The organism is Spongiactinospora gelatinilytica, from assembly GCF_003236385.1.
Lineage (GTDB): Bacteria > Actinomycetota > Actinomycetes > Streptosporangiales > Streptosporangiaceae > Spongiactinospora > Spongiactinospora gelatinilytica.
Genome location: NZ_POUA01000036.1, coordinates 1 through 25416 on the forward strand (window position 1 = coordinate 1; position 25416 = coordinate 25416).

Annotated in this window: 29 protein-coding genes and 1 tRNA gene; 12 read left to right on the top strand and 18 right to left on the bottom strand. The window is 71.9% G+C overall.

What is annotated here, in order from left to right:
* Positions 1 to 36: 36 nt before the first annotated feature.
* Positions 37 to 393 (bottom strand): DUF3618 domain-containing protein, encoded by a 357-nt coding sequence (locus tag C1I98_RS07345; RefSeq protein ID WP_111166319.1) that lies wholly within the window; start codon positions 391 to 393, stop codon positions 37 to 39.
* A gap of 151 nt (positions 394 to 544) precedes the next feature.
* Here C1I98_RS07345 and bcp point away from each other — a divergent pair, with 151 nt between their 5' ends.
* The 6 genes from bcp (at position 545) to C1I98_RS07375 (ending at position 7057) form a co-directional block, all read left to right on the top strand.
* Positions 545 to 1021 (top strand): thioredoxin-dependent thiol peroxidase, encoded by a 477-nt coding sequence (bcp, locus tag C1I98_RS07350; protein ID WP_111166320.1) that lies wholly within the window; start codon positions 545 to 547, stop codon positions 1019 to 1021.
* A 233-nt stretch (positions 1022 to 1254) separates the two neighbouring features.
* Positions 1255 to 1328, top strand: a tRNA-Leu gene (locus C1I98_RS07355).
* A 450-nt stretch (positions 1329 to 1778) separates the two neighbouring features.
* The gene (locus C1I98_RS07360; protein ID WP_233507373.1) at positions 1779 to 2981 is read left to right on the top strand and encodes an ATP-binding protein; all 1203 of its coding nucleotides are present in this window, start codon (positions 1779 to 1781) and stop codon (positions 2979 to 2981) included.
* Positions 2978 to 3655 carry a response regulator gene (locus C1I98_RS07365; RefSeq protein ID WP_111166321.1) on the top strand — a complete coding sequence of 226 codons (678 nt, stop codon included), beginning with the start codon at positions 2978 to 2980 and terminating at the stop codon, positions 3653 to 3655. The genes C1I98_RS07360 and C1I98_RS07365 overlap by 4 nt, the downstream gene beginning before the upstream one ends.
* Before the next feature lie 142 nt (positions 3656 to 3797).
* Positions 3798 to 4559 (top strand): ABC transporter ATP-binding protein, encoded by a 762-nt coding sequence (locus C1I98_RS07370; protein WP_233507376.1) that lies wholly within the window; start codon positions 3798 to 3800, stop codon positions 4557 to 4559.
* Complete coding sequence (locus C1I98_RS07375) at positions 4553 to 7057, top strand: ABC transporter permease (protein ID WP_111166323.1); 2505 nt, start codon at positions 4553 to 4555, stop codon at positions 7055 to 7057. Before C1I98_RS07370 ends, C1I98_RS07375 begins: the two co-directional genes overlap by 7 nt.
* A 10-nt stretch (positions 7058 to 7067) precedes the next feature.
* Here the strand turns inward: C1I98_RS07375 and C1I98_RS07380 are convergent, their stop codons facing one another.
* The 9 genes from C1I98_RS07380 to C1I98_RS43675 form a co-directional block, all read right to left on the bottom strand.
* Positions 7068 to 7337, bottom strand: coding sequence for an SUKH-4 family immunity protein (locus C1I98_RS07380; RefSeq protein ID WP_111166324.1), 270 nt, complete (start codon positions 7335 to 7337; stop codon positions 7068 to 7070).
* Positions 7334 to 8182, bottom strand: coding sequence for a toxin glutamine deamidase domain-containing protein (locus C1I98_RS07385; protein ID WP_111166325.1), 849 nt, complete (start codon positions 8180 to 8182; stop codon positions 7334 to 7336). The genes C1I98_RS07380 and C1I98_RS07385 overlap by 4 nt, the downstream gene beginning before the upstream one ends.
* A 99-nt stretch (positions 8183 to 8281) precedes the next feature.
* Entirely contained in the window at positions 8282 to 8677 is a 396-nt protein-coding gene (locus C1I98_RS07390; RefSeq protein WP_158557952.1) for a YbaB/EbfC family nucleoid-associated protein, read from the bottom strand.
* A 59-nt stretch (positions 8678 to 8736) separates the two neighbouring features.
* On the bottom strand, positions 8737 to 10380 hold the full coding sequence (locus C1I98_RS07395; protein WP_233507380.1) for a molybdopterin-dependent oxidoreductase: 1644 nt from the start codon (positions 10378 to 10380) through the stop codon (positions 8737 to 8739).
* 47 nt (positions 10381 to 10427) lie between these two features.
* Entirely contained in the window at positions 10428 to 11027 is a 600-nt protein-coding gene (gene rdgB, locus C1I98_RS07400; protein WP_111166328.1) for an RdgB/HAM1 family non-canonical purine NTP pyrophosphatase, read from the bottom strand.
* Positions 11024 to 11743, bottom strand: coding sequence for a ribonuclease PH (gene rph, locus C1I98_RS07405; protein WP_111166329.1), 720 nt, complete (start codon positions 11741 to 11743; stop codon positions 11024 to 11026). The genes rdgB and rph overlap by 4 nt, the downstream gene beginning before the upstream one ends.
* Before the next feature lie 5 nt (positions 11744 to 11748).
* Complete coding sequence (locus C1I98_RS07410) at positions 11749 to 12501, bottom strand: MBL fold metallo-hydrolase (RefSeq protein WP_111166330.1); 753 nt, start codon at positions 12499 to 12501, stop codon at positions 11749 to 11751.
* 12 nt (positions 12502 to 12513) lie between these two features.
* Entirely contained in the window at positions 12514 to 13362 is an 849-nt protein-coding gene (gene murI, locus C1I98_RS07415; RefSeq protein WP_111166331.1) for a glutamate racemase, read from the bottom strand.
* Positions 13363 to 13602: 240 nt separating this feature from the next.
* Entirely contained in the window at positions 13603 to 13887 is a 285-nt protein-coding gene (locus C1I98_RS43675) for a hypothetical protein (protein WP_233507381.1), read from the bottom strand.
* A gap of 48 nt (positions 13888 to 13935) precedes the next feature.
* Here C1I98_RS43675 and C1I98_RS07420 point away from each other — a divergent pair, with 48 nt between their 5' ends.
* Positions 13936 to 15390 (top strand): DUF3352 domain-containing protein, encoded by a 1455-nt coding sequence (locus C1I98_RS07420; RefSeq protein WP_233507384.1) that lies wholly within the window; start codon positions 13936 to 13938, stop codon positions 15388 to 15390.
* A gap of 89 nt (positions 15391 to 15479) precedes the next feature.
* Here C1I98_RS07420 and C1I98_RS07425 read toward each other — a convergent pair whose 3' ends face one another.
* The gene (locus C1I98_RS07425; protein ID WP_111166333.1) at positions 15480 to 16067 is read right to left on the bottom strand and encodes a TetR/AcrR family transcriptional regulator; all 588 of its coding nucleotides are present in this window, start codon (positions 16065 to 16067) and stop codon (positions 15480 to 15482) included.
* A gap of 90 nt (positions 16068 to 16157) precedes the next feature.
* On the opposite strand from C1I98_RS07425, the gene C1I98_RS07430 reads away from it, so the two are divergent.
* The 3 genes from C1I98_RS07430 to C1I98_RS07440 all read left to right on the top strand — a co-directional run bounded on the left by C1I98_RS07430 (position 16158) and on the right by C1I98_RS07440 (position 18684).
* Complete coding sequence (locus tag C1I98_RS07430; RefSeq protein WP_111166334.1) at positions 16158 to 17123, top strand: ketopantoate reductase family protein; 966 nt, start codon at positions 16158 to 16160, stop codon at positions 17121 to 17123.
* A gap of 123 nt (positions 17124 to 17246) precedes the next feature.
* Complete coding sequence (locus C1I98_RS07435; RefSeq protein ID WP_111166335.1) at positions 17247 to 18452, top strand: cytochrome P450; 1206 nt, start codon at positions 17247 to 17249, stop codon at positions 18450 to 18452.
* Positions 18453 to 18489: 37 nt separating this feature from the next.
* Complete coding sequence (locus C1I98_RS07440) at positions 18490 to 18684, top strand: ferredoxin (RefSeq protein WP_111166336.1); 195 nt, start codon at positions 18490 to 18492, stop codon at positions 18682 to 18684.
* Between the two features lie 115 nt (positions 18685 to 18799).
* Here C1I98_RS07440 and C1I98_RS07445 read toward each other — a convergent pair whose 3' ends face one another.
* The 6 genes from C1I98_RS07445 to clpS all read right to left on the bottom strand — a co-directional run bounded on the left by C1I98_RS07445 (position 18800) and on the right by clpS (position 21565).
* Positions 18800 to 19747, bottom strand: a complete 948-nt coding sequence (locus tag C1I98_RS07445) for a PLP-dependent cysteine synthase family protein (protein WP_111166337.1) — start codon at positions 19745 to 19747, stop codon at positions 18800 to 18802.
* Between the two features lie 6 nt (positions 19748 to 19753).
* On the bottom strand, positions 19754 to 20026 hold the full coding sequence (locus C1I98_RS07450) for a MoaD/ThiS family protein (protein ID WP_111166338.1): 273 nt from the start codon (positions 20024 to 20026) through the stop codon (positions 19754 to 19756).
* A 118-nt stretch (positions 20027 to 20144) separates the two neighbouring features.
* Positions 20145 to 20321 carry a hypothetical protein gene (locus tag C1I98_RS41240; protein ID WP_158557953.1) on the bottom strand — a complete coding sequence of 59 codons (177 nt, stop codon included), beginning with the start codon at positions 20319 to 20321 and terminating at the stop codon, positions 20145 to 20147.
* A gap of 4 nt (positions 20322 to 20325) precedes the next feature.
* On the bottom strand, positions 20326 to 20733 hold the full coding sequence (locus C1I98_RS07455) for a M67 family metallopeptidase (RefSeq protein WP_111166339.1): 408 nt from the start codon (positions 20731 to 20733) through the stop codon (positions 20326 to 20328).
* A gap of 9 nt (positions 20734 to 20742) precedes the next feature.
* Complete coding sequence (locus C1I98_RS07460; RefSeq protein WP_111166340.1) at positions 20743 to 21267, bottom strand: DUF2017 domain-containing protein; 525 nt, start codon at positions 21265 to 21267, stop codon at positions 20743 to 20745.
* Between the two features lie 10 nt (positions 21268 to 21277).
* Positions 21278 to 21565 (bottom strand): ATP-dependent Clp protease adapter ClpS, encoded by a 288-nt coding sequence (gene clpS / locus C1I98_RS07465; RefSeq protein WP_111166351.1) that lies wholly within the window; start codon positions 21563 to 21565, stop codon positions 21278 to 21280.
* A gap of 40 nt (positions 21566 to 21605) precedes the next feature.
* Between clpS and C1I98_RS07470 the strand changes: the two genes are divergently transcribed.
* Together C1I98_RS07470 and C1I98_RS07475 are read left to right on the top strand one after the other, a co-directional pair.
* Entirely contained in the window at positions 21606 to 22964 is a 1359-nt protein-coding gene (locus tag C1I98_RS07470; RefSeq protein ID WP_111166341.1) for a nicotinate phosphoribosyltransferase, read from the top strand.
* Between the two features lie 9 nt (positions 22965 to 22973).
* Complete coding sequence (locus C1I98_RS07475; protein ID WP_111166342.1) at positions 22974 to 23546, top strand: nicotinamidase; 573 nt, start codon at positions 22974 to 22976, stop codon at positions 23544 to 23546.
* A 25-nt stretch (positions 23547 to 23571) separates the two neighbouring features.
* On the opposite strand, the gene C1I98_RS07480 is transcribed toward C1I98_RS07475, so the two are convergent.
* Positions 23572 to 25329, bottom strand: a complete 1758-nt coding sequence (locus C1I98_RS07480) for a DEAD/DEAH box helicase (protein ID WP_111166343.1) — start codon at positions 25327 to 25329, stop codon at positions 23572 to 23574.
* Between the last annotated feature and the right edge of the window lie 87 nt (positions 25330 to 25416).

Sequence of the window (25416 nt, forward strand, 5' to 3'; positions counted from 1 at the left end):
GTCGGGGGCAGGGCCGGGATCGGTGGCGGGGGTGGTTCAGCGGCGGCGGCGCCAGAGCATGATGGCGGCGCCGACCACCAGGACCGCGCCGACGCCGATCAGGACCGGGGCCAGTTCGCGCGCCCGCTCGCGATCGACCCAGAGGTCGTCCGGCCCTTCGCCCTCGTCGGGACCGAGTGCCGGGCGGGGCGGCCCGGCCAGGCCCACCACGTCGCCGACCGTCGAGCCGACCGTGGAGAGGAGGTGTTCGGCGTTCGCCCGCACTCTCGCCACGCCGCGCTCGGCCACCCGGCGCGGGCTCACCCGGTCGGCGATGGCGTCCACCGTGCGGGCGAGGTCGGCGCGCGTGCGCTCGATCGTCCGCTCCAGCTCATCCGGGTCGATGTCCGCCATGGCTCTCCTCTCGTCGCCGCCGACGGCGATCAGTCTTTCAGGTGGCACCCCCACCCGGCACGCTGGGCGTGCCGGTAAGTTGGCCTCGACCTCATTCCATCCATCTTCCCGCGTCCGGCCCGTCCGTGACGCGCCCCGCCAAGGAGGACCCGTGGCCGACGACAACCGGCTCGCACCGGGCGACGCCGCACCCGAGTTCACGTTGCCCGCCGCCGACGGCTCCAGCGTGTCCCTCGCGTCCCTGCGCGGAAAAAAGGTGATCCTCTACTTCTACCCCGCCGCGATGACCCCTGGGTGCACCAAGCAGGCCTGCGACTTCCGCGACAACCTCGGTTCGCTCGCCGACGCCGGGTACGAGGTGCTCGGCGTCTCCAAGGACAAGCCCGCCAAGCTCGCGCAGTTCGCCGAGCGCGACGCGCTGACCTTCCCGCTGCTGTCCGACCCGGAGCTCGCGGTGCACAAAGCCTATGGCGCGTACGGTGAGAAGAAGCTGTACGGCAAGACCATGGTCGGTGTGATCAGGTCCACATTCGTCATCGACGCCGACGGCAAGGTGGCCACCGCCCTGTACAACGTGAAGGCGACGGGGCACGTGGCGAGTCTTTCCAAGAAGCTCGGTGTTTCCTGAACCCACCCTATTCGCTGCGTTTTCGTAGCCCGGAATTAGCGGCCCGCCGGCGGCCCTCGCCGGTCGCCGGCCCGGCCGCGCGGCAGGGTGCGCCCCCATCGGTATAGTAAGGGTCTGACCTGCGTCGATGCGCTCTGACAGCGGGCGGTGTGCCACTGGTGGGCCTGGCATGTAAGATCGAGGGGGATCTTCGGTCAACGACGGAGATTTTCCGGGAAACCACAACTGAGAAAGGGGCCGTAGCCCAACGGCAGGAGGCGGCGATTTTAGGTGTCGTACAGTCCGGGTTCGAATCCCGGCGGCCCCACGACGAAGTGAGAAAACGCGCCTTCCCGGCCCTTCCCGGCGACGTCGGCCATCCCCCGGTGCCTTTCCCGACATACCCGGCCGGATTGGCCGGGCCGCACGCTGGAGCACATGCCGGCCCGAAGCGCATGTCGGCCCGAATGCGGTCCGTGACCGGCGCACTCAGACCACCGGTGAAGCGGCAGAAGCAGGCCGGCCCGGCCTGTGGGCGGATCTCAGCTCATGATCGCCGTGGGTCGCGCGGCGCGTCCTCACCGCCGCGCGACCCGGCATCGGCGCGCTCCGCCATTCAGAACTCCCTTTACCGCCCCGAAGAGGCGCTCCCGATGACCACTTTGCCCGACTGGCCATAAGGGCCGTGTAAGGGCCGGTGACATGCGACCTAGGTCGTATCCCAAAGGTCCGCCGCAAGGGGGAACGCGCGGTCTCGGACGCTACGTATCGTGGGGATGTGTTCGGCGGACTGCGCGCATGGGGCGAACGCCACCCCATGGTGTACGACTTCATCTGGGTGGCGCCCCTGGCGTTCTACTGTTACCTGTCGGCGCCGATCCACACCCTCACACCGGCCGGTGGGCGGGCGTTCGTGCAGGTCGGCTACCTGGCCCTGACCACGGTGCTGCTGCTCCCGCTGTTCTGGCGGCGCAGGTGGCCGCGCGTGGTGTTCGCGATGGTGGCGACGCTCAGTTTCGGGCAGTGGGCGGCGGGCCTCGACGCGGTGGTGGGCAACATCTCGGTGCTGATCGCGATGTACACCGTCGCCGTGCGTCACACCCTGCGGTGGTCGGTGGCCGCGGCGGTGGTGGCGGAGTTCGGTGTGTGGCTGGCGATGGGAGGGTGGAACGACCGGGGCGTGACGGCGTTCGCCAGCGGGTCGGTGTTCGTGGTGGCGATCTGGCTGGCCGGAATCTACGCCAACACGCGCAGGCGTTACCTGGAGGGGCTGGAGGAGCGTGCGGAACGGGCCGAGCGGGAGCGCGACCAGCAGGCCATCATCGCGGCGGCGGCCGAGCGGGCCAGGATCGCGCGGGAGCTGCACGACGTGGTGGCGCACAACGTGAGCGTGATCGTCGTGCAGGCCGACGGCGCGGCGTACACGATCGACGGCGACCCCGAGCAGGCGCGGCGGGCCGTGCAGACGATCTCGGCGACCGCGCGGCAGGCGCTGGCCGAGATGCGCCGGCTGGTCGGCGTGCTGCGCCAGGACGGCGGGCCGCCGGAGGAGTACGCGCCGCAGCCGGGGCTGGACCAGATCGGGGAGCTGATCACCCAGGTCCGGGCGTCGGGGCTGCCGGTGGAGGTGCGGGTGTCGGGCGAGCCGGGCGCGGTGCCCGCGGGCGAGCAGCTCGCGATCTACCGGATCGTGCAGGAGGCCCTGACCAACACCCTCAAACACGGCGGCCCGGGTGCGGGCGCGACCGTGGCGATCGAGTACGGCCCGCGGGAGATCACCCTGGTCGTGTCCGACGACGGCAGGGGCGCGGGCGCGCCGCCCGCGGGCGGCGGCAACGCCGGCGGTCACGGCCTGGTGGGCATGCGCGAGCGCGTGACGATGTACGGCGGGCAGGTCCACACCGGCCCCCGCCCCGGCGGCGGATTCCATGTCCACGTCACCCTGCCGGTGGCCGACACCACGACGGCGGGGGCGGCATGATCCGGGTGATGCTGGTGGACGACCAGGAGTTGCTGCGGGCCGGGTTTCGGATGGTCCTCGGGGCGCAGCCGGACATCGAGGTGGTGGCCGAGGCCGGTGACGGCGCGGCCGCCGTGGAGGCCGCCCGGCACACCGAGGTCGACGTGGTGCTGATGGACGTCCGGATGCCGGTGATGGACGGCGTGGAGGCCACCCGGGCGATCTGCGCGGCCGACGGGCCGCGGGTGCTCATCCTGACGACCTTCGACCTCGACGAGTACGCGTTCGCCGCGCTGAAGGCGGGCGCGTCGGGGTTCCTGCTGAAGGACGTGCCGCCGGCGGACCTGGTCAGCGCGATCAGGTCGGTGCACGCCGGTGACTCCGTGGTCGCCCCGAGCACGACCCGGCGGCTGCTGGAGCGGTTCGTGGCGCAGTTGCCCGACGACATCAGCGAGCGGCCGGCCGCCGCCGGGCTGACCGCGCGCGAACGCGAGGTACTCCTGCTGGTCGCGCGCGGCCTGTCCAACGCCGAGATCGCCGACCGGCTGACCCTGGCCGAGGCGACGGTGAAGACGCACCTGGGCCGGGTGCTGGCCAAGCTGGGGCTGCGCGGCCGGGCGCAGGTCGTGGTCTACGCCTACGAGTCGGGCCTGGTCGTCCCCGCCGAACCGACGCGCGATCAGCCGAAAGGCTGACCCCGGACTGCCCCTAATGTCGCAACGGGGGCCCGAAAACTCCCCGAACGGCGCACCCGAGGTCCATCCGCGCGGCCCATGGCGGGCGTCGTTCCCGCTCATAGCGTTGTTTCTCGGTTTCACAGATCCGAGGAGTGATGTCGTGAGCACGACCGAAGCCCGTACGACGGCGGCCGCCGCCGTGACCGCGAGCGGGCTGACCAAGGTGTACGGCAGGAGCGACGCAGCCGTGCACGCGCTGCGCGGAGTGGACGTCTCCTTCGACGCCGGGGCGTTCACCGCGATCATGGGGCCGTCCGGGTCCGGCAAGTCCACCCTGATGCACTGCCTGGCCGGGCTGGACACGGTCTCGTCGGGCTCGGTGCGAATCGGCGGTACGGAGATCACCGGCCTGGACGACAAGCGGCTGACGATGCTGCGCAGGGAGCGGATCGGGTTCGTTTTCCAGTCCTTCAACCTGCTGCCCACCCTCACCGCCGAGCAGAACATCCTGCTGCCCCTCCAGATCGCCGGGCGGCAGCCGGACCGGACGCTGCTCGACCGCGTGGTGGAGACGGTCGGGCTGCGCGACCGGCTCGGGCACCGCCCGGCCGAACTGTCCGGCGGGCAGCAGCAGCGGGTCGCGGTGGCCAGGGCGCTGGCCGCCCGCCCGCAGGTGATCTTCGCGGACGAGCCGACCGGCAACCTGGACTCCCGCAGCGGCGCGGAGGTGCTGTCGTTCCTGCGCACGTCGGTGCGCGAGCTGGGGCAGACGATCGTGATGGTGACCCACGACCCGGTGGCCGCCTCCTACGCCGACCGGGTGGTGTTCCTGCGTGACGGCCTGCTGGTGCGTGAACTGGCCGCGCCGACGCCGCAGACCGTGCTGGACACGCTGGTGAGCCTGGAGGGCGCGCCGTGCTGAGGACGACGCTCGCCGGGCTGCGCGCGCACCGGCTGCGGCTGATGCTGACCGCGGTGGCGATCACGCTGGGCGTGGGGTTCATCGCGGGGACGTTCGTGCTGACCGACACCATTCAGGCCGGCATCTCCCGGTCCTTCGGGGCGGCGGCGGACTCGATCGACGTGGTGGTACTGCCGCCGCCGGGCGACAAGCCCGTGGTACTGCCCGACCGGACGCTCGCGAAGGTCCGCGAGGTGGACGGCGTCGCCTCCGCCGACGGCCTGATCCGCGGCACGGCCGCGCTGGTCGGCAGGGACGGCAAGACCGTCGGTGACCACCCCACCCGCGGCATGTCGATCGACTCCCGGGTCTCCATCACCAAGGGGGCCGCGCCGCGCGGCCCCGGCGAGGCGGTGCTGGACGAGAACACCGCCCGGCTGCGCGGGTTCGCGGTCGGGCAGGCCATCACGGTCCTGGACCAGATGGACGCGCCACACCGGTTCCGGCTGACCGGACTGTTCGACGTGGGGGTGGACCAGGAACTGGCCTACTTCGGGGCGGTCGGCTTCGACGCGGCGACCGCGCGGGCCATGACCGGGGTCAAGGGGTACGCCGAGATCGACGTCAAGGCCGCCCCCGGCGTGGCGGCCGACCGGCTGCGGGCCGCGGTGGCATCCGCGACCGGGGCCGGACCCGAGGTGCTGACCGGCAAGGCGCTCGCCGACCGCCTGATCGCGGCCAACGGCGCGAGCGCCGAGTTCATCGCGCTCGGGCTGCTGCTGTTCGGCGTGGTCGCGATGCTGGTGGCCGCGCTGGTGATCTACAACACGTTCGCCATCCTGGTGGCCCAGCGGACCAGGGAGATGGCGTTGCTGCGCTGCGTGGGCGCCACCCGGCGGCAGGTGTTCGGGTCGGTGCTGCTGGAGTCGGCGCTGGTCGGGGTGGTCTGCTCGGCGCTCGGGCTGGCGGCCGGGCTGGGGATGGGCGGCGCGGCGCTGGCCGTACTCGAAGGCATGGACGTGCCGCTACCGACCGGCACCGTGGCGCTGGCCCCGCGCACGATCGCGGTGGGCCTCGCGGTCGGCGTGCTGGTGACGGTCGGCGCGGCGGTGCTGCCCGCCCGGACCGCGACGCGGGTCCCGCCCGTGGCGGCGCTGCGCACGCAGCCGGAGGCCGCGGTGGACGGGCCGGGGGCCGGTACCGTACGGCGGGTCGCGGCCGGGCTGCTGCTCGCCGCCGGGGCCGCGATCACGGCGGTGGCGGTGACCGTGCTGGGCCCTGGCGAGGTGGCGCTGTTCACCGTGATGGGCGGCGGGATGGTGACGTTCCTCGGCGTGCTGGTGATCGGGCCGGTGCTGGTCCGCCCGCTGAGCGCGGTCGCCGGGTGGCTGCCGGCCCGGATGTCCGGCGTCCCCGGGCGGCTGGCGGTGGACAACTCCCGGCGCAACCCCAGGCGCTCGGCGACGACCACGATCGCGCTGACCATCGGGGTGACGCTGATGACCATGATGGCCGTGCTGACCGGCAGCATCCGGGCGAACTACAACCACAAGCTGGAAGAGCAGTTCCCGGTGGACTTCATGCTGAGCACCCAGCGGGAGGGTTCGCACATCCCCTCAGGGGTCGGCGACGGGCTGCGCGGCCGTCCCGAATTGGCCTCGCTGGTGCGGGTCCGGCAGGCGGAGACGGCCGTCACGCTGGGCGGCCGGGAGGCCAGGCGCACGGTGGGCGCTTATGAGGGGCCGCTGGAGGTGTCGGCGTCGTCCGGCTCGGCGCGCGGCCTGGCCCCCGGGTCGGTGCTGGCCGCCGAGGGGCTCGGCGTACGGCCGGGCGGCACGCTCACGCTGACCCCGGACAAGGGCGGCGAACCCGGCGAGCCGGTCACCCTCCGGGTGGCCGCCACCTTCGACGCGAACGCGACCCCGCTGCCCCCGCTGGTCGTGCCGCCCACGGAGTTCGCCCGGTACTTCGACGTGGCCGGTGACGCGCAGATCATGGTGGACGTCGCCCCCGGGGCCGACCCCGACCGCGCCAGGAAGCTCCTTGAGGAGGCGGCGCGGCCGTATCCGACGGTGCGGGTGGCGGCCTCGACCGACATACGCGGCCAGTTCGACGAGGCGCTGGACACCCAGTTGATGGTGGTGACCGGGCTGCTCGGGCTGGCGATCCTGATCTCGCTGCTCGGCATCGCCAACACGCTGTCGCTGTCGGTGCACGAGCGGACCAGGGAGTCGGCGCTGCTGCGCGCGCTCGGCCTGACCCGCCCGCAGTTGCGGCTCATGCTCTCGGTGGAGGCGCTGGTGCTCGGCCTGATCGGGGCGCTGGTCGGGGTGGCGCTCGGGATGGTCTTCGGCTGGGCGGCGATCCAGACGATGTTCGCCGATCCGATCTACGCGCCTCCGGTGGGACAGGTGCTGACCTTCGTGGCGCTGTCCGGGCTGGCCGGGGTGCTGGCGGCGGTGCTGCCCGCCCGCCGCGCCGCGCGTGCCCAGATCACCGCCGCGCTGTCGGAGACGTGAGCCGCGGCCCTCAGCGTGGGCTGCGGCCCGGCCACTGCTCGGCGACGGTCTCCGGGCTGAGCAGCGGCCGGATCACGATCTCGCCGGTCGCGCCGTCGATGACGATGCAGCCGCCGCCCGCGCTGTCGGGCAGCACGCTCGGGTCAGCGGCCTCCGGCTCGCGGACCCACGCGACGTAGCCGTCGCGGAACGCGTGGATGGCCACCTCGCGCGGCCGGTCCAGGGGGTGGCCGCCGTTGAAGTAGTCTTCGGCCACGGCCCTGGCCAGGTCGAGGTTCACCGCCGCCGCCCCTCACGGTCGATCACCACGCAGAAGACGCCGGTCACGTCGGCGTAGGGCGGCTCCACCGCCATGTGGCCGCGCTGGGCGTCGATCCAGATCACCTCGCCGCGCGAGTTGACGGCGTTCCAGGCGTGCGCGCCGCCGCTGGTCCAGCGGGTGATCAGCATGGCGGCGGCGCCGTGGCCGCCGGTCAGCAGGCTGCGCCCGATGGCCGCGTAGGCGCGGCGGCCCTGCCCGACGTACTCGAAGCGGTGGCCGAGCCACGACTCGGCCCGTACCACGCCCCTGGTCTCGCCGGTGAGGACCGGCCGGCCCGCCGGGCCGTACTCCGGCCTGCGCGGCGCGGCGACCTCGGGCTCGCCGTGCCAGGTGGACAGCGTGGCGAGGGCGCAGTCGACCGCGTTGGTGGTGCGGAACGGGTCGTCCACGGGCCCGTCGCCGTTGATCAGGCGGATCCAGGTGCCGCGCGGGTCGGGAAAGCGCCTCGGCCTGCCCGTCTCGTCGGTGGGCACGGCCGCGCGCAGGTCGTGCTGGGCGGGCGCATCGGGCCTGGCCAGCCCGCCGGGCGCGCCGTACGGCCGGGCGGCGGGCAGCGGCGGCGGCCGGGTGGCCCGGTCGAACCAGTCGGGCCCGTGGCGCGGGGCGGTGGCGGGCGGCGGCCCCGTCCTGGACGGGCCCGCGTCGAGGACGTCGGCCTCGGCCGGCGGCTCGTACTCGCGCCAGGTCTCGGCCGCCGTCTCGTAGTCGCGCCAGCGCCGGCCGTCGGCGGTGACGACCGGATTGTAGCCGCCCGGAGGCAGCCGCCAGGCGTGCCTGCTCCGGGTGCGCGGATCACCGAACACCGTTCCCCCTCCGTCACGCTGACCGGTCCGCAAAGGCCGATGGTAGGGCGACGGCCCGGCCCGGCGTGGGATGTTCGGCCGATCCGTGGCGTGTGGTGGTCAGCCGGTGCGGTGGTCGGCCCGTGTGGTTTCGGCCGGGGGCGAGACCTCCCCGTTCTGGCCGCCGACCAGCGGCCCGAGGGCCTGGTTCGCGCGTTCGGCGACGTCGTGTTCGGCGCGTTTGGCGGCCCGCAGGACGGCCTGCGCCAGGGCCTCCGCGCCCAGCCCCAGCGCGCCCGGCTCGATCCGCACGCCGACCAAGGTGCCCGAGGACGACACCTCCACCCCCACGAGTCCATCCGCCGACTCGCCGTTGCCGCGCGTCTCCGCCAGATCCCTGCCGACCCGGCCGAACCTCGCGGCCTGTTCGTCGAGCGAGGACATCATCCGGGTCAGGTCCGCTTCCGCCGGCGGTACCGGCTCGTAGCCCATCGGCGCGGCCTCCCTTCCTCCCACGTCTTCACCAAGCGGACCTTCCACAATTTCCCGGTTTCCGGCCTGGCCTAACATGGAGTTCAGGTTGCGGTAATTTCGAGCACATGGTAACCGGAGGCACCGTCCGGGACCGGCGGGGCGGTCTCGGCCGGCTGGGTGCGGCCGGTGCCGTCGGTGGCGCGGACCGCGATCGTGTGCCCGCCCGGCCGCAGGTCCGCCTCGATCGACCACTGCCGCCAGGTGTCCGGGCCGGGAGTGACGGCGAGCCGGGCCGCCCGCCACTCGCCGCGGTCCACCCTGACCTCCACGCCCGCCACGCCCCTGTGCTGGGCCCAGGCCACTCCCGCGATCACCGTACGACCGGCCGGCACCGCCGCGCCCGCGGCCGGCACGTCGATCCGCGACTGCGTCTTGATCGGCCCCTCGGCCGCCCAGCCGCGCGAGGTCCAGTAGGCGGTGTCCCGGTCGAACCTGGTCACCTTGACGTCCACCACCCACTTGGTCGCCGAGACGTACCCGTACAGGCCCGGGACGACCTGGCGCACCGGGAAGCCGTGCTCGGTGGGCAGCGGCTCGCCGTTCATGCCGACGGCGAACAGCGCGTCCCTGCCGTCCAGTACGACCTCAAGCGGCGTGCCGCAGGTCCAGCCGTCCGCCGAGGTGCTGAGCAGCATGTCGGCCCCGGCGTGCGGCCGAACCTCGCGCAGCACGTCGGCCATCCGGACGCCGAGCCAGCGGGCGTTGCCCACGTAGGGGCCGCCGACCTCGTTGGAGACGCAGGTGAGCGTGACGTCGGCCTCGGCCAGGGGCCGCCGGAGCAGGTCGGTGAAGGAGATCTCGACCGGGCGGTCCACCATGCCGTGGACGCGTAGCGTCCAGTCCCGCGGATCGACCCTGGGCACGACGAACGCGGTGTCCACCCGGTAGAAGTCGGCGTTCGGCGTGACGAACGGCGACAGCCCGGGGATGCGGAGGTCGGCGCCCCCGGGCAGCGGGGTGGCGGGGCGCACCGCGCGGGGCAGGGCGAGGGTGTTCCGTGCGGCGTCCACCGCCCGGTGCCCGCCGAGCAGCGCCCCGGCCACGCCGCCCACGCCCGCCAGTACGACGCCACCGGCCGCGCCGCCGAGCAACGCCCGCCGGTCGAACCCGGGGGCCGGTCCACCGGCCCGCATCACCGCGGGCCGTTCGCCCTCGTGATCGGGCTCGCCGAGTCCATCGGGCCTGCCGGGCTCGTCGGACGCCGTAGGCGCACTGGGCATGGGCGCCACGGCGGCCAGGGCGCGGCGGTCCAGGAGTGCCAGCGTCAGGCCCCCGGCGAGTACGCCGAGCAAGGTGGGCAGGGCGTCCACGGCGGAGGCGCCCGGGCGGGTGAACACCGCGGCCAGGCCGAGCGCGCCGAAGGCCGCCAGCCCCGCCAGGCCGTACGGCAGGCCGCGCCGCCGGACCAGCCGGCCGACGCCCGCCGCGCCCAGCGCGAGCAGCACGAACACCCCCGCGGTCACCACGGCCTTGTCGCTGCTGCCGAAGGTGCGGATGGCCCAGTCCTTCAGCGGGCCGGGCGAGACGTCCACCAGCGTGTTGCCCACCGCGGCCACCGGGAACGCCGCCGGATCGACCAGCCCGGCCGCCGTCGCGGCCACGCCCAGCGCCACCGCGCCCGCCGTGAGGCCGCACAGCGCCGCGGCCCATGCGGGCACGGCGGCCCGCCTCTCATCGCTACGCACGACACCGACGTTACGCCCGGCGCCGGGAGAAGAACCTTACGCGGTGGTTACAGCAGTTCGGCGACGACCGGGGCGAGCGCCCTGAACGCGCGGCCACGGTGGCTGATCGCGTCCTTCTCGGCGGGCGACAACTCGGCGGTGGTGCGCGTCTCCCCCTTGGGGACGAAGATCGGGTCGTAGCCGAACCCGCCGCTCCCCCGGGGCGCGTCGATGATCACGCCTTCCAGCGTGCCCTCCACGACCCGCTCCTGCCCCGAGGGCAGCGCCAGCGCCGCGGCGCAGGCGAAGTGGCCGCCCCGCCGTCCGTCCGGGACGTCGCCGATCTGGGCGAGCAGCAGGTCGAGGTTGGCGGCGTCGTCGCCGTGCCGCCCCGACCAGCGCGCGGAGAACACGCCGGGCATGCCGTTCAGCGCGTCCACGCACAGGCCGGAGTCGTCGGCGACGGCGGGCAGCCCCGAGCCGCGGGCCACCGCGTGCGCCTTGATCAGCGCGTTCTCGGCGAAGGTCAGCCCGGTCTCGGCGATCTCGCCGATCTCGGGGAAGTCGTCCAGCCCGACGAGGGTCACCCCCAGCCCCGCGTCGGCCAGGATGCGCCGCAGCTCGGCGATCTTGCCGGGGTTGCGGGTGGCCAGGACCAGGCGGCTCACGCCAGGGCCTGCCGCTGCAACTCGGTCAGCTCGGCGCAGCCGGCCACCGCCAGGTCGAGCAGCCGGTCGAGCTGCTTACGGTCGAACGGCGTGCCCTCGGCCGTGCTCTGCACCTCGACGAAGTCGCCGGTGCCGGTCACCACGACGTTCATGTCGGTGTCGGCCGCGACGTCCTCGGTGTAACAGAGGTCGAGCATCGGGACGTCGTTCACCACGCCCACCGACACCGCGGCGACCGAGCGGATCAACGGGTCACCGGGGGTCATCCGGCGCTTGCGCATCCACCGGACGGCGTCGGCCAGCGCCACGTACGCGCCGGTGATCGCCGCGGTGCGGGTGCCGCCGTCGGCCTGGAGGACGTCGCAGTCCAGCAGGATGGTGTTCTCGCCGAGCGCCTTGGTGTCCACACAGGCCCGCAGGGAACGGCCGATCAGGCGGGAGATCTCGTGGGTCCGGCCGCCGATCCGGCCGCGCACCGACTCGCGGTCGGAGCGGGTGTTGGTGGCGCGGGGCAGCATGGCGTACTCGGCGGTGACCCAGCCGCCCAGGCCGCTGCCCTTGCGCCAGCGCGGCACGCTGTCCTGGACGGTCGCCGCGCACAGGACCCTGGTGCCGCCGAACTCGACCAGCACCGAGCCCTCGGCGTTGTCCAGCCAGTTGCGCGTGATCTTCACCGGTCGGAGCCGGTCGGGTGTGCGTCCGTCTGCGCGTGCCATAACGCTCACCCTAGGGGATAGGCGGCGCCGCTCCGCGCCAGGTCGATCTTTCCGTCGAAGCCGCCGCGCGTCGCGTCCTCGGCGATCCTGGCGTGGTCGAACCACGGCACCAGGTGGGTGAGCACCAGCGTGTCCACCTCGGCCCTTGCGGCGTGCTCGGCCGCCTGCCGACCGTTGAGATGCAGCCCGCCGGGCGCCCCCGGCTGGTCCAGGAACGACGCCTCGCAGAGCAGTACGTCGGCTCCGGCGGCCAGTTCGACCAGCCCGTCGCTCTCGCCGGTGTCGGCGGAGTAGGCCACCGCGTGGCCGCCGTGGGCGACGCGGAAGCCGTAGGTCTCGACCGGGTGGTTCATCAGCGCGGTGGACACCTGGAAGGGCCCGATCTCGCGTACGCCGGGGCGCAGCGACACGAAGTCGAAGGCGGTCTCCAGGCCGGGCTCCTCGGGCATGCCGTAGGCGGCGGCCATCCGGCGCGGGGCGTCGGCGGGGGCGTAGACCGGGACGCGGGCCAGCGGGCCGCGCGGCGAGTAGGTGCGGACGACGTGGTAGGAGCAGAGGTCCAGGCAGTGGTCGGCGTGCAGGTGGGACAGGCAGATGGCGTCCACGTCGTACAGGCCGATGTGGCGTTGCAGCGCGCCGAGCGCGCCGTTGCCGAGGTCGAGCAGCAGCCGGAAGCCCTCGGCCTCCAGCAGGTAGCAGGAGGCCGGGCTGTCCGGCCCCGGGAAGCTCCCCGAGCATCCGATGATGGTCAACTTCATGGCGGCGGTCTCCTAACGAGGAGCGGTGCGTCGCTCCGGTTGCGGAATGACCCCGGCGGCGATCTCCCCGCCGATGCTCGCGGCCTCGACTGAGGTGATCTCCGGCCCGAGGAACCTCTGGCCCAGCCGCCCGAACAGCCTGGCGTCGCCGGTCGTCTTGAACCGGTGACGCGGGGTTTCGGCGTCGCCGGCGAGGCCACGGTCGTGCAGTGTGCGATAGACGTCCTTGGCGGTCTCCTCGGCGCTCGACACCAGCGTCACCGCGTCGCCGGCCACGTAGGCGATGGCGCCGGTCAGCAGCGGATAGTGGGTGCAGCCGAGAATCAGCGTGTCGCAGCCGTCCGCGAGGATCGGCCGCAGGTATCCCCTGACCACCTCGATCAGGCGGTCGCTCATGGTCTCGCCGCGCTCCACGAACTCCACCAGCCGCGGGGCGGCCACCCCGGTGAGCCGGATGTGCGGCGCGGCGGCGAAGGCGTCGTCGTAGGCCATCGACTCGATGGTGGCCCGGGTGCCGATCACGCCGACCTTGCCGTTCCTGGTGGCCCGCGCCGCGCGCCGGGCGGCGGGCTGGATGACCTCCACCACGGGCACCCGGTAGCGCTCCCTGGCGTCGCGCAGCACCGCGGAACTGGCGCTGTTGCAGGCGATGACCAGCATCTTCACATCGTGCTCGACGAGGTGGTCCATCACTTGCAGGGCGAACTCACGCACCTCGGCGATCGGCCGCGGGCCGTACGGCTGACGGGCGGTGTCCGCCACGTACAGGATGGACTCCCGGGGAAGCTGATCGATGATCGCCCGTGCGACCGTCAGCCCGCCCACACCACTGTCGAAGATCCCGATGCTCTGGCCCGCCACGTTTCCCAAGGTTAGGCCAGCGGTGGTGATCCCTCAGTGAATTAGTGCGCAGTACGGGTGTGGTCCTCGCCTCATTTCGGACCGGTCCGGGCCGATCTTGACCCCATTTGAGGTTAGATGCGGCGATCAGAAAGATAGTTCACTGCAAGTGGATCGCTACTGATGTGGGCTACCGTCTGTATCGCCCAGAATCCAGACGTGTGAGTGAGTATGTCTGCCAACTACCCCTCAGGTCCGCCGTCACCCGACGAGCAGGATCCCCAACGAACCGTGGCGTACCGCCCCCAACAAGGACAGCAGCCCCCATACCCGCCGCAACAGGGCTACGGGCAGCAACCGCCCTATGGGCAGCAGAGCCAGCCCGGCCGGCAACAGCCCTCTGGACAACAAGGCCAGCAGGGCCAGCCGTACTCTCAGCAGCCCCATGGACAGCAGCCCTACGGGCAGCCGCAACAGCAGTACGGCCAGCAACCGTATGGTCAGCAGCAGCAGCAGTACGGCGGGCAGCAGCAGCCCTATGGCCACCAACAGCAGCAGTACGGCCAGCCGTCCTGGCAGGGCAACGCCGAGGTGATGGGCCCCGCGCAGGGCGGCAAGGGGGGCGGTAAGAGCAAGAAGACCTGGCTGATCGCCGCCATCGCCGCGCTGGTGGTGGCGCTGATCGGCGGCGGCGGTGTCTACGCCGCCAGCCTGCTGAGCGGCGGCGGCAAGCAGCCGCACGAGGTGCTGCCCCAGACCGCCATCGGCTACCTGCGCCTGGACCTCGACCCGGCGGCCAACCAGAAGCTGGCGCTGTTCGGCATCGCCAGGAAGTTCACCGTCACCAAGGAGAGCTTCACCGGCGAGGACCCGCGCAAGGCGCTGTTCGAGTCGCTGAAGAAGGACGACTCCGACCTCGCCAAGCTGGACTACGCCAAGGACGTCGAGCCCTGGCTCGGCTCGCGCATCGGGGTCGCCGCGCTGCCCCCGGCCGCGGGCTCGGAGACGCCGACGCCGGTGATCGCCGTGCAGGTCACCGACCAGGAGGCCGCGCGTACGGGCATCGAGAAGCTGATGGCCGGCGACAAGTACGGCATCGCCTTCCGCGAGGACTACGCGCTGCTGGCCGAGTCGCAGGAGACGGTCGACCAGTCCGCCCAGGCTCCCACGCTGGCCGACAACGCCAACTTCACCGGCGACATCGGCGCGGTGGGCGAGCAGGGCGTACTGTCCTTCTGGATGGACGTCGAGCAGGCCGGCAAGCTGTCCGGCCAGCTGGACGGAAGCGAGCAGGAGGTGCTCAAGCAGCTCGCGGGCACCCGGATGGCGGGCGCGCTGCGGTTCGACTCGCAGTACGTCGAGCTGGCCGGCCTGCTGCGCGGCGCCAAGGACCTGATGCCCGCCGAGAGCGAGGCGGCCCGGGTCGCCGACCTGCCGGCCTCCACGCTCGGCGCGGTGTCCATCTCCGGGCTCGGCGACATGTTCACCAAGCAGTGGCCGAAGTACCAGTCCATGCTGGCCTCGACCCCGTCCTTCCAGCAGATGCTGACCGCCGCCCAGCAGAGCGGCGTGACGCTGCCCGACGACGTCGCCACCCTGCTCGGCAAGAACCTCACCGTGGCGGTGGACGAGAGCGGCCTCGACAACAACCAGCCGAAGGTCGGCGCCCGCATCGTCACCGACACGGCCAAGGCGCAGGGCATCGTGAGCAAGATCGAGCAGTTGCTCGCCGCGCAGGGCGCGGGCGCCCCGCAGCTCGGCAAGGCCACCGGCGACGGCGTGATGGTCCTGGCCTCCACCCAGGAGTACGCCCAGCAGCTCGCCCAGGCGGGCACGCTCGGCGACAGCGAGAGCTTCAAGCTCGCCGTCCCCGACGCCGGCGCGGCCGGCTTCGCGATCTACGTGGACCTCGACAAGGCCGAACGGCTCTACCTGCCCACCCTGCAGGGCGACGACCAGGCCAACGCCAAGGTACTGCGCGCGGTCGGCCTGAGCGGCAAGACCACGGCGGAGGAGGCCACCTTCTCCCTCCGCGTCCTGTTCAACTGACCCGCCCCTGACAAAGGGAAGATCCCCCGCCCGGCCCCGGCCGGCCCGGGGGATCTCCTTTTCTCACAAGGCTGTCGCACCACAGCGCGCTACACAGGGTTCGACCAGTCCCGCCTTCGGCGCAGCCCGTCCAGCACGAGGGTGATGACACCGTCGGCTTCGGCCCGCCAATCGGGGCGGTCATGAGCCGCGCTGATGCCGTGCAGCGCCATCATGACGGCGCCGGCATCCACGTCGTCGCGTACGGTGCCGTCCCGCACGGCGGCGGCCAGCAGGTCGGTGACGGCCCGCTCCAGAGCCCGGCCGCCCTCGGCGCGGGCGCCCGAGCGATCGGCCATGAGCGTGGCCAGTGTCCGGGCCAGGCCCTCGTGGGCGGCTATGTGGTCGACCATGCCGCGCAGGAAGGTCGCCAAAGCCTCCGCCGCGGGCAGCGTGGCCTGTAGCCGACGGGCGCGGTCGCACAGCGCGGCGACTTCCCCGTGGTAGACCGCCTCGGCCAGTGCCTCCCGGGTGGGGAAGTGGCGGTACAGCGTGCCGGTGCCCACTCCGGCCAGGCGGGCGAAGTCATCGAAGCGCAGGTCGAAGAAGTCGCCGGCGTCGAAGACCTCTCGCGCCTTGGCGATCAGGACATCGCGGTTGCGCTGGGCGTCGGCCCGCAGCGGCTTGTCGGCGGTCATGCGCTACCTCGCATTGACAAATGGAGATGGCCTCCATATTTTCGAAAGTGGAGATAGCCTCCAAATCGATCGTACCCCACGAGGTGCAGCGTGAAGATCCTGATGTTCGGCCGAGGCGTGATCGCCACCATCTACGGCTGGGCCCTGCAACAGGCGGGACATGACGTCGAGTTCTACGTCCGGCCGGGCCGGACGGCGACGTACGGAGACGCAGTGGACCTCGACCTGATCGATACGCGGCGCCGGATGTGGGGGCAGCGTGTGGTCCAGAAGTGGCCGGTGCGCTACCGCGAGGCGCTGGAACCGGACCACGACTTCGACCTGATCGTACTCAGCGTGCCGCACCGCCGCCTCGCTGGGGCGACGGCCTTCCTTTCCCCGCGTGTCGGGCAGGCCACGGTGCTGATCTTCGGCAACGTCTGGACCGAGCCGCCGGCCGCGATCGGCGCACTCCCTCTCGACCGGATCGCCTGGGGCTTTCCCCAGGCCGGTGGCGGTTTCGGCGCGGACGGCGTACTCCGCGGGACACTGCTGCCGTCGGTCGTCTTCGGCACCCTCGGCCGGCCCCCGGCCGAACGCGAGCGGGCCGTGCGCCAGGCGTTTCGCGAGGCCGGGCTCCGGCTCAAGGAGCAGCCTGACTTCCGCGGCTGGCTGTGGATTCATTTCGTGTCGGATGCCGGCCTGTTCTCGCAGGGCCTGCGGCTGGGTTCCCTGTCCAAGCTGGTCGGGGCGACCGGCGACCTGCGCGAAGGGTTGCTGGCCGGCCGCGAGCTTCTGCCGCTCCTTGCGGCGCGCGGCGTTGACCTGCGACGTCACCGGGGCGGTGTGCTCATGTTCCGTGCGCCCACCTGGCTGACGGCCCCCGTGCTCGCCTGGCTGACCGCTCATTTCACGCCCGTGCGCGTGAATTTCGCGGCGCACTCCGACCCCGAGGCCGAGGAGCCGCGCGAGGTCTGCCGGGACGCCCTGGAGGAAGCACGACGGTTGGGCATCTCGGTACCGCGACTGGAAGCGGCGGAACCGAACTTCGCCCGTGAGGGGACGAGTCGAGCCTGAATTCACCGATGTGCCGGCCCCGTCGATCCATTACGGCTCCTTGGCCCGCAGCATCCCAGAGCCGAACCCGGTCGCACCGGTCCAGCCTCTATCGCCTGTCCGTGACGTCGTGGAAGGAAAGTCATGACCACCGCCGAGAAGTACGAGTTCCCCATGGCCCGTACCTGCCCGTTCGCGCCACCGCCGGCGTACGAAGAGATCCGCGAAGAAGAGCCGGTCTCGCGGGTTCGTCTGCCCGACGGCGGATGGGCCTGGGTGGTCAGCCGCCACGAAGACGTGCGAACCGTGTTGAACGACCGGCGGTTCAGCGCCGACCGGCAGCATCCGGACTTCCCGCAACTGGTCAAGGGCGAGGCTGCGTCCCGGCGGCCGGACGAGGAGCGCCTCCTGATCGCGATGGACGCGCCCGAGCACGGGCCGGCGCGCAAGGCCGTGCTCGGCGAGTTCACGGTGCGCCGGTTGGCGGCGCTGCGACCGCGGATCCAGGAGATCGTCGACGGGCAGATCGACGCGCTGCTGGCCGGGCCGCAGCCCGGTGACCTGGTGGACTCGCTGTCGCTGCCGGTCCCGTCACTGGTGATCTGCGAAATGCTGGGTGTGCCCTACGCCGACCATGAGTTCTTCCAGGAGCACACGGTGAAGGTGATCAAGCAGTCAACGCCGCCCGAGGAGCGGGGGGCGGCCATGGAAGCCATCCAGGGCTACATGACCGACCTCGTCGCGGAGAAGGAAGAGAACCCGCCGGACGACCTACTCGGGCGGCAGATCGTCAAGCTGCGCGCGAACGGCACCTACCGGCGGACGTCACTGGTCGGCATGGGCTTCCTGCTGCTCGTGGCCGGCCACGAGACGACGGCGAACATGATCTCGCTGTCGACCGTGGCGTTCCTGCGTAACCCGGAGCAGCTCGCGATGATCAAGGCCGACCCGGGCAGAACGCTCAACGCGGTCGAGGAGATGCTGCGGTACTTCACGATCATCGACGCGGCGACGGCCCGGCTGTGCGTCGAGGACATCGAGGTCGGCGGGCGGCTGATCCGCGCCGGCGAAGGAGTGCTGGCGCTCGGTCATTCGGCCAACCGGGACCCGCGGGCGTTCGAGAACCCGGACGAGCTCGACATCGAGCGCGGCGCGCGCCACCACGTCGCGTTCGGGTTCGGGCCGCACCAGTGTCTGGGCCAGAACCTGGCCCGGATGGAGCTGCAGATCGTGTTCGACACGCTGTTCGGCCGCGTCCCCACGCTGGGGCTGGCGATGGACATCGACGAGCTGCCGTTCAAGGACGACGCGAACATCTATGGCCTGTACCGGCTCCCGGTGACCTGGTAGCGGACGAACTGCCATCCCACCTCAGGAGGAGAGGGCCATGAAAATCATCGCGGACACCCGCAGGTGCGTCGGTGCCGGACAGTGCGTGCTCACTGAGCCCGGGCTGTTCGACCAGAGCGAGGAGGACGCCACGGTCATCGTGCTGAACGAGACACCAGAGGACGAGCTCGTCGAGAAGGCCCGCGAAGCGGTGCAGGTGTGCCCTGGCCAGGCCCTCTCCCTGGAGGAGTGAGTCAATCCGTGGCTGCCTCGCGGCGGGCGAACGCGGTTGTGCGCAGGGGTGGGGGCGTCGCCCCGGCCGCGGTCGGCATGCGCGGTGCCGCGCATGCCGACCGCGGCCAAAGCGGTCAGGCCCAGAGTTGCCCTTCCAGGCGGTCTTCAGCCTCGTCGAGGGTGCCCTCGTAAGCACCGGTGGAGAGGTACTTCCAGCCGCCGTCCGCGACCACGAAGACGATGTCGGCGCGGGTGCCGGCCTTGACCGCCTTGGCGGCGACGCCGAGCGCCGCGTGCAGCGCGCACCCCGTGGAGATGCCCGCGAAGATGCCCTCGGTGGCCAGCAGTTCGCGGGTGCGGCGCAGCGCGTCGGCCGAGCCGACGGAGAAGCGGGTGGTGAGCACGTCGGGGTCGTACAGCTCGGGGACGAAGCCTTCGTCCACGTTGCGCAGGCCGTACACCAGCTCCCCGTACCGCGGCTCGGCCGCCACGATCTGGACGCCCGGCACCCGCTCACGCAGGAACCGGCCCACGCCCATCAGCGTGCCCGTCGTACCGAGCCCCGCCACGAAGTGGGTCACCGACGGAAGGTCCTCAAGGATCTCCGGGCCGGTGGACTCGTAGTGCGAGCGCCAGTTGGCCGGATTGCCGTACTGGTAGAGCATCACCCAGTCGGGATGTTCGGCCGACAGCTCCTTGGCGACCCGGACGGCCTCGTTGGAGCCCCCGGCGGCGGGCGAGGAGATGATCTCCGCGCCCCACATCCGCAGCAACTGCCTGCGTTCTTCGGAGGTGTTCTCCGGCATCACGCAGATCAGCTTGTAGCCCTTGAGCCGGGCCGACATGGCCAGCGAGATGCCGGTGTTGCCGGAGGTCGGCTCCAGGATCGTGCAGCCCGGGGTGAGCAGGCCGTCCTTTTCGGCCTGCTCGATCATCCACAGCGCCGGGCGGTCCTTGATCGATCCGGTGGGGTTGCGGTCTTCGAGCTTGGCCCAGATTCGCACGTCGCCCGAGGGGGACAGTCTGGGCAACCCCACCAGCGGGGTGCGCCCGACCGAGTCGATCAGCGAGTCGAAGCGCATGCCGGCTCAGCCACCGGCCACGGCGGGGAGCACGGTCACGGTGTCGCCGTCGGCGACGGGGGTCTCCAGACCGCCGAGGAAGCGGACGTCCTCGTCGTTGAGGTAGACGTTGACGAACCGGCGCAGGCCGGCGCCGTCCACCAGCCGGTCCTTGATGCCGGGGTGGCGCGCCTCCAGGTCGCCGATCAGCTCCTCAAGCGTGCCGCCCTTGCCCTCCACGGCCTTCGCGCCGTCGGTGTAGGTACGCAGGATGGTCGGAATGCGAACTTCGATGGCCATCGCGATCGATCTCCTTGATGATCAATAAGTCGTCGTCGGGCACCCCATCCGATCGAACACGGACAGGCGCGCGGGTGTTCCGGAACGGTCCGGGCGGGCCGGGGGTCGGTCGGCCGGATCAGCGGCCAGGACAGTCGTAGACGACCACCAAGGGCGTGTGCGCGAACAGATAGCTCTGCACCGGCGGCGCGCCGGGCAGGCCCCGGCCGCGCAGGTGCGGCGCGGTGTCGGCGACCGCCTTGAGCGCCCCGCGCGGGGCGCGCGGAACCGGTGAGTCGAAGGTCGGCACGGTCACCAGCTTACTGAACGATGGTGATCTCTTCCTCTGTGACCACCCCGTCGAGGATCCGGTAGGACCGGAACTCCACCTTGTCCTCCTCGCGGGTCGAGACCAGCACATAGTGGGCGCCGGGCTCGGAGGCGTAGGAGATGTCGGTGCGCGAGGGGTAGGCCTCGGTGGCGGTGTGCGAGTGGTAGATCACCACGGGCGTCTCGTCACGGTCGTCCATCTCCCGCCAGACGCGCAACTGCTCCATGGAGTCGAAACGGTAGAAGGTGGGCGAGCGTTCGGCGTTCTCCATCGGGATGAAGCGCTCTGGCCGGTCGGAGCCCACCGGACCGGCGATCACGCCGCACGCCTCGTCGGGGTGATCGGCCCGCGCGTGGGCCACGATCCGGTCCACAAGATCCTGCGAGATCGTCAGCATGCCTGGAAGCTACCAAAGAGCGCGGACGAGGCTGTCCTGCAGGTAGGTCAGCCAGTCGTACATCATGTAGGCCGGGTAGCGAGGGTCGTCCTCGGCCATGTCGGCCAGCTCCTCGTGCACCTCTTCGGTGATCTCCAGGCGGGTGCCGAGGGCCAGCCGTACGTCGTTGAGGGCGCGCAGCCACGCCTGGGCCTGGTCGGCGGACAGCTCCGCGCGGCCGGAGGCCACGCTGTCGAGCACGGCCCGCGCGTCGGCGCGCTTGCCGTCGCGCAACGCCGCCTCGGTGTAGCGGCGGAACTCGGCGGCCTGCTCCTCATCGGCGTAGGCGGACGGGAAGAGCCTGGCCAGCACCGGGTCGTCGGGGACCTTCGCGGCGCCGATGCCGAGCGCGCGCTCCAGCGGGTCGCTGCCGGTCTCCCCCGGCTCGACCATCCCCAAGATCATGCCGACCAGTGAGCGCAGGATCGACACCTCGGCCGGGTCGAACTCGACCACGACGCCGCCCTCGGCCCCCGGGCTGAATCCCGTGCTCACCGCGCTCCCCTCACGAATCCTGCTGGACGGTCGCCCACAGGCCGTAGGAGTGCAAAATCTGGGCGTCGCGCTCCATCTCCTCGCGGGCGCCGCTGGACACGACGGCCTTGCCCTTCTGATGCACGTCGAGCATCAGCCGCTCGGCCTTCTCCTTGGGGTATCCGAACACCTTTTGGAACACATAGGTCACATATGACATCAGGTTGACCGGGTCGTTCCAGACGATCGTGAGCCAGGGTACGTCGGGCCGCACGTCCGTCGTCGGACGCTCGGTCTCGATCGGAGCGATGCCGGGCACGTTCACCAGTCTGCCCTACCTCCCCCATAGTCTTCGACACGTGAACGACCCCATGAGCACCGCGTTGCTCACCGATCACTACGAGCTGACGATGATCCAGGCCGCGCTGCGCAGCGGGGCCGCCGGACGCAGGACGGTCTTCGAGGTGTTCGCCAGGCACCTGCCCGGCGGGCGCAGGTACGGCGTGGTGGCCGGCGTCGGACGACTGCTCGACGCGCTTTCGAGCTTCAGGTTCGCCGATGACGAGCTGGCCTTCCTGGCCGAGCGGGACGTGGTCGACGCGGCCACGCTCGACTTCCTGGCCGGCTACCGGTTCTCCGGCGACGTGTACGGCTACCGCGAGGGCGAGTCCTATTTCCCCGGCTCCCCGATCATGGTGGTCCATGGGACGTTCGCGGAGAGCGTAGTCCTGGAGACCATGATCTTGTCCATCCTCAACCACGACAGCGCCATCGCCTCCGCCGCCGCCCGGATGTCCCACGCCGCGGGCGAGCGCCCGCTCATCGAGATGGGCACCCGCCGCACCCACGAGCGCGCCGCCGTGGCCGCCGCCCGGGCCGCCTACATCGGCGGGTTCGCGACCAGCTCCAACCTGCGGGCCGGTTTCCTGTACGGGGTGCCCACCCGGGGCACCAGCGCGCACGCCTTCACCCTGCTGCACGATTCGGAACGGCAGGCGTTCCAGGCCCAGATCGCCTCCCTCGGCCCCGCGACCACGCTGCTCATCGACACCTACGACGTGGCCGAGGCCGTGCGCACCGCCGTCGAACTGGCCGGGCCGGAGCTGGGCGCGGTCCGCATCGACTCCGGCGACCTGGCCGAGGCCGCGGTCGCGGTACGCGAGCAGCTCGACTCCCTGGGCGCGGACAAGACCCGGATCATCGTCACCGGCGACCTGGACGAGTACTCCATCGCCGCGCTGGCCGCCGCGCCCGTGGACGGCTACGGCGTCGGCACCTCACTGGTGACCGGCTCGGGCGTGCCCACCGCCGCGATGGTCTACAAGATGGTGGCCAGGGCCGATCCGGACGGCGAGCTGCGGCCGGTGGCCAAGCGGTCGGTCGGCAAGCCGAGCCGGGGCGGCGCCAAGGCGGCGTTCCGCAGGATCGGCCCGGACGGCTGCGCGCTGGCCGAGATCATCGTCCCGGACGGGCCGCACGCGGCGCAGGCCGCGGTGACGGTCACGGTCAACGGCGGTGGTACGAACGCGCGCGACACCCACCGGCCGCTGCTGGTCCCGCTGGTCAAGGACGGCGAGGTCGTCGGCGGGGAGAGCCTGGCCGCGGCCAGGGAGCGCCGGGCCGCCTCGGCGGCCGAACTGCCGTCAGAGGCGCACCATCTGTCGCGCGGTTACGCCGCGATCCCGACCGTCTTCGCCGGGCCCTGGGGCGCGCCGTAGGATCGAGTCATGAGCACCGCTCTGATCATCGTGGACGTCCAGAACGACTTCTGCGAGGGGGGCAGCCTCGCGGTGAACGGCGGCGCGGAGGTGGCCGAGGCGATCTCCCGCCACATCACCGCGCGCGACTACGACCATGTCGTGGCGACCCGCGACTACCACATCGACCCGGGGCCGCACTTCGCGGACGAACCCGACTTCGTCGACTCCTGGCCGCCGCACTGCGTGGCGGGCACGCATGGGGCGGAGTTCCACCCCGCCTTCGACACCACCGGGGTGGAGGAGGTCTTCAGCAAGGGCGCGCACTCGGCCGCCTACAGTGGCTTCGAGGGCGCGGCCCCCGACGGCACCACGCTGGCGGGCTGGCTGACCGCCAAGGGGGTGCACGCGGTCGAGGTCGTCGGCATCGCCACCGACCACTGCGTGCGCGCCACGGCCATCGACGCGGTGGAGAACGGCCTGGCCGTACGCGTGCTTCTCGACCTCACCGCCGGAGTCGCCCGGGTCACCACCGACGCCGCCCTGGCCGAGCTGTCCGCCGCCGGCGTCCAGCTCAGCGGCACCCCGATCAACCGCCCCTGACCCGAGCGGCGCGCGTGGTGGTGGGTCAGCGGGAGCGTTGGGTGGCCCATTTGCGGATTTGGGCGATGCGGTCGCGGATCTGGTCGGCGGTGGCCTGGGCGATGGGCGGGCCGCCGCACAACCGGCGTAGCTCGGCGTGGATCACGCCGTGCGGCTGGTCGGTGCGGTGGTTCCAAGCCCCCACCAGGCCGTTGAGCTCCTTGCGCAACGCCGCCAGCTCCTCGTGCGGCGACCGCTCGGGCGCGGCCTCGGCGGTGCCCGCCAGCTTGCGCTTGGCGGCCTGTTGCTCGGACTGGCGCTTGCGCAGCAGGGTCGCCACCTGGTCGGGCTCCAGCAGACCGGGCAGCCCGATGAAGTCTTCCTCCTCGGGTGACCCGACATCGCCCCCGGTGCCGAACTCGCCCCCGTCGAACAGCACCCGGTCGAAGGTGGCCGACGCCTCGACCGTCTCGAACGGCAGCTCGTCGCCCAGGACGTCGGGGTTGTCCTTCTTCTGCCTGGCCTCCTTGAGCAGGTCGTCGTCAAGGCCGTCCTCGGCCTGCCGGCGCCCCAGGACGTGGTCGCGCTCGGCCTCCATCTCCCCGGCCAGCCCCATCAGGGTCGGCACCGAGGGCACGAACACCGAGGCGGTCTCGCCGCGCTTGCGGGCCCGCACGAAGCGCCCCACCGCCTGGGCGAAGAAAAGCGGCGTGGAGACCGACGTGGCGTAGACGCCCACGCACAGGCGCGGGATGTCCACCCCTTCGGAGACCATCCGGACCGCGACCAGCCAGCGCTCCTCCGAGGCGGCGAAGCCCTTGATCTTCTTGGAGGCGTCGGGGTCGTCGGACAGGACGACGGTCGCGCCCTCCCCCGTGATCGTGCGGATGTGCCGGGCGTACGCCCTGGCCGTCTCGTGGTCGGTGGCGATCACCAGGCCGCCCCCGTCGGGGACGCCCCTGCGCACCTCGGTCAGTCGCCGGTCGGCGGCCCGCAGGACCTGCCTGATCCAGTCGCCCTTGGGGTCGAGCGCGGCCCGCCACGCCTGGGAGAGCTGGTCCTTGGTGAGCGGCGTGCCCAGGGTGGCGGTGATCTCGTCGCCCGCCCGGGTGCGCCACTTCATCTCACCCGCGTAGGCCAGGAAGATCACCGGCCGGACCACGCCGTCGGCCAGCGCCGGGCCGTAGCCGTAGGAGTAGTCGGAGACGCTGCGCAGCCCGCCGTCGCCGTCTTCGACATAGCCGACGAACGGGATCGGGTTGTCGTCGGACCGGAACGGCGTGCCGGTCAGCCCCAGCCGCCGGGTCGCGGGCTCGAACGCCTCCCTCACCGCGTCGCCCCAGGACTTGGCGTCGCCCGCGTGGTGGATCTCGTCGAAGATCACCAAAGTCCTGCGGCCCTCGGTGCGCGCCCTGTGCAGCGCCGGGTGCATGGCGACCTGGGCGTAGGTGACGGCGACGCCGACGTAGTCGCGGGAGGTGGTGCCCTGGCTGTTCTTGAACTCGGGGTCGATGGCGATGCCCACCCGGCCCGCCGCGTCGGCCCACTGGCGCTTCAGATGCTCGGTGGGTGTGACGATCGTCACCGTGCGCACGATGCCTCGGGACAGCAACTCGCTGGCGATGCGCAGCGCGTAGGTGGTCTTGCCCGCCCCCGGTGTGGCCACGGTGAGGAAGTCGCGTCGCTCGGCGGCGAAATAGAGGTCGAACGCCTCCTGCTGCCAGGCGCGCAGCTTGGGCGCGGTGCCCCAGGCGGCCCTGTCGGGATAGGAAGGGGAAAGATGCGATGCGGCGGAGGTGCTCACACCACGCTCCTTGCCGTGCGTCTCGTCAGGCCGCCCGCGTCGCAGGCGTCTCTTTCGGTTGGGGCCCTCACAAGGACACCAGGGTAA

Bases quoted from the DNA above. Each gene is read 5' to 3' on its own strand.
- C1I98_RS07410 (WP_111166330.1), bottom strand. From the start codon at position 12,501: ATGAAGTTGACCATCATCGGATGCTCGGGGAGCTTCCCGGGGCCGGAC.
- C1I98_RS07455 (WP_111166339.1), bottom strand. From the start codon at position 20,733: ATGCTGACGATCTCGCAGGATCTTGTGGACCGGATCGTGGCCCACGCG.
- C1I98_RS07440 (WP_111166336.1), top strand. From the start codon at position 18,490: ATGAAAATCATCGCGGACACCCGCAGGTGCGTCGGTGCCGGACAGTGC.
- C1I98_RS07365 (WP_111166321.1), top strand. From the start codon at position 2,978: ATGATCCGGGTGATGCTGGTGGACGACCAGGAGTTGCTGCGGGCCGGG.
- C1I98_RS07420 (WP_233507384.1), top strand. From the start codon at position 13,936: ATGGGCCCCGCGCAGGGCGGCAAGGGGGGCGGTAAGAGCAAGAAGACC.
- C1I98_RS07450 (WP_111166338.1), bottom strand. From the start codon at position 20,026: ATGGCCATCGAAGTTCGCATTCCGACCATCCTGCGTACCTACACCGAC.
- C1I98_RS07425 (WP_111166333.1), bottom strand. From the start codon at position 16,067: ATGACCGCCGACAAGCCGCTGCGGGCCGACGCCCAGCGCAACCGCGAT.
- C1I98_RS07435 (WP_111166335.1), top strand. From the start codon at position 17,247: ATGACCACCGCCGAGAAGTACGAGTTCCCCATGGCCCGTACCTGCCCG.
- C1I98_RS07475 (WP_111166342.1), top strand. From the start codon at position 22,974: ATGAGCACCGCTCTGATCATCGTGGACGTCCAGAACGACTTCTGCGAG.
- C1I98_RS07445 (WP_111166337.1), bottom strand. From the start codon at position 19,747: ATGCGCTTCGACTCGCTGATCGACTCGGTCGGGCGCACCCCGCTGGTG.
- rph (WP_111166329.1), bottom strand. From the start codon at position 11,743: ATGGCACGCGCAGACGGACGCACACCCGACCGGCTCCGACCGGTGAAG.
- C1I98_RS07345 (WP_111166319.1), bottom strand. From the start codon at position 393: ATGGCGGACATCGACCCGGATGAGCTGGAGCGGACGATCGAGCGCACG.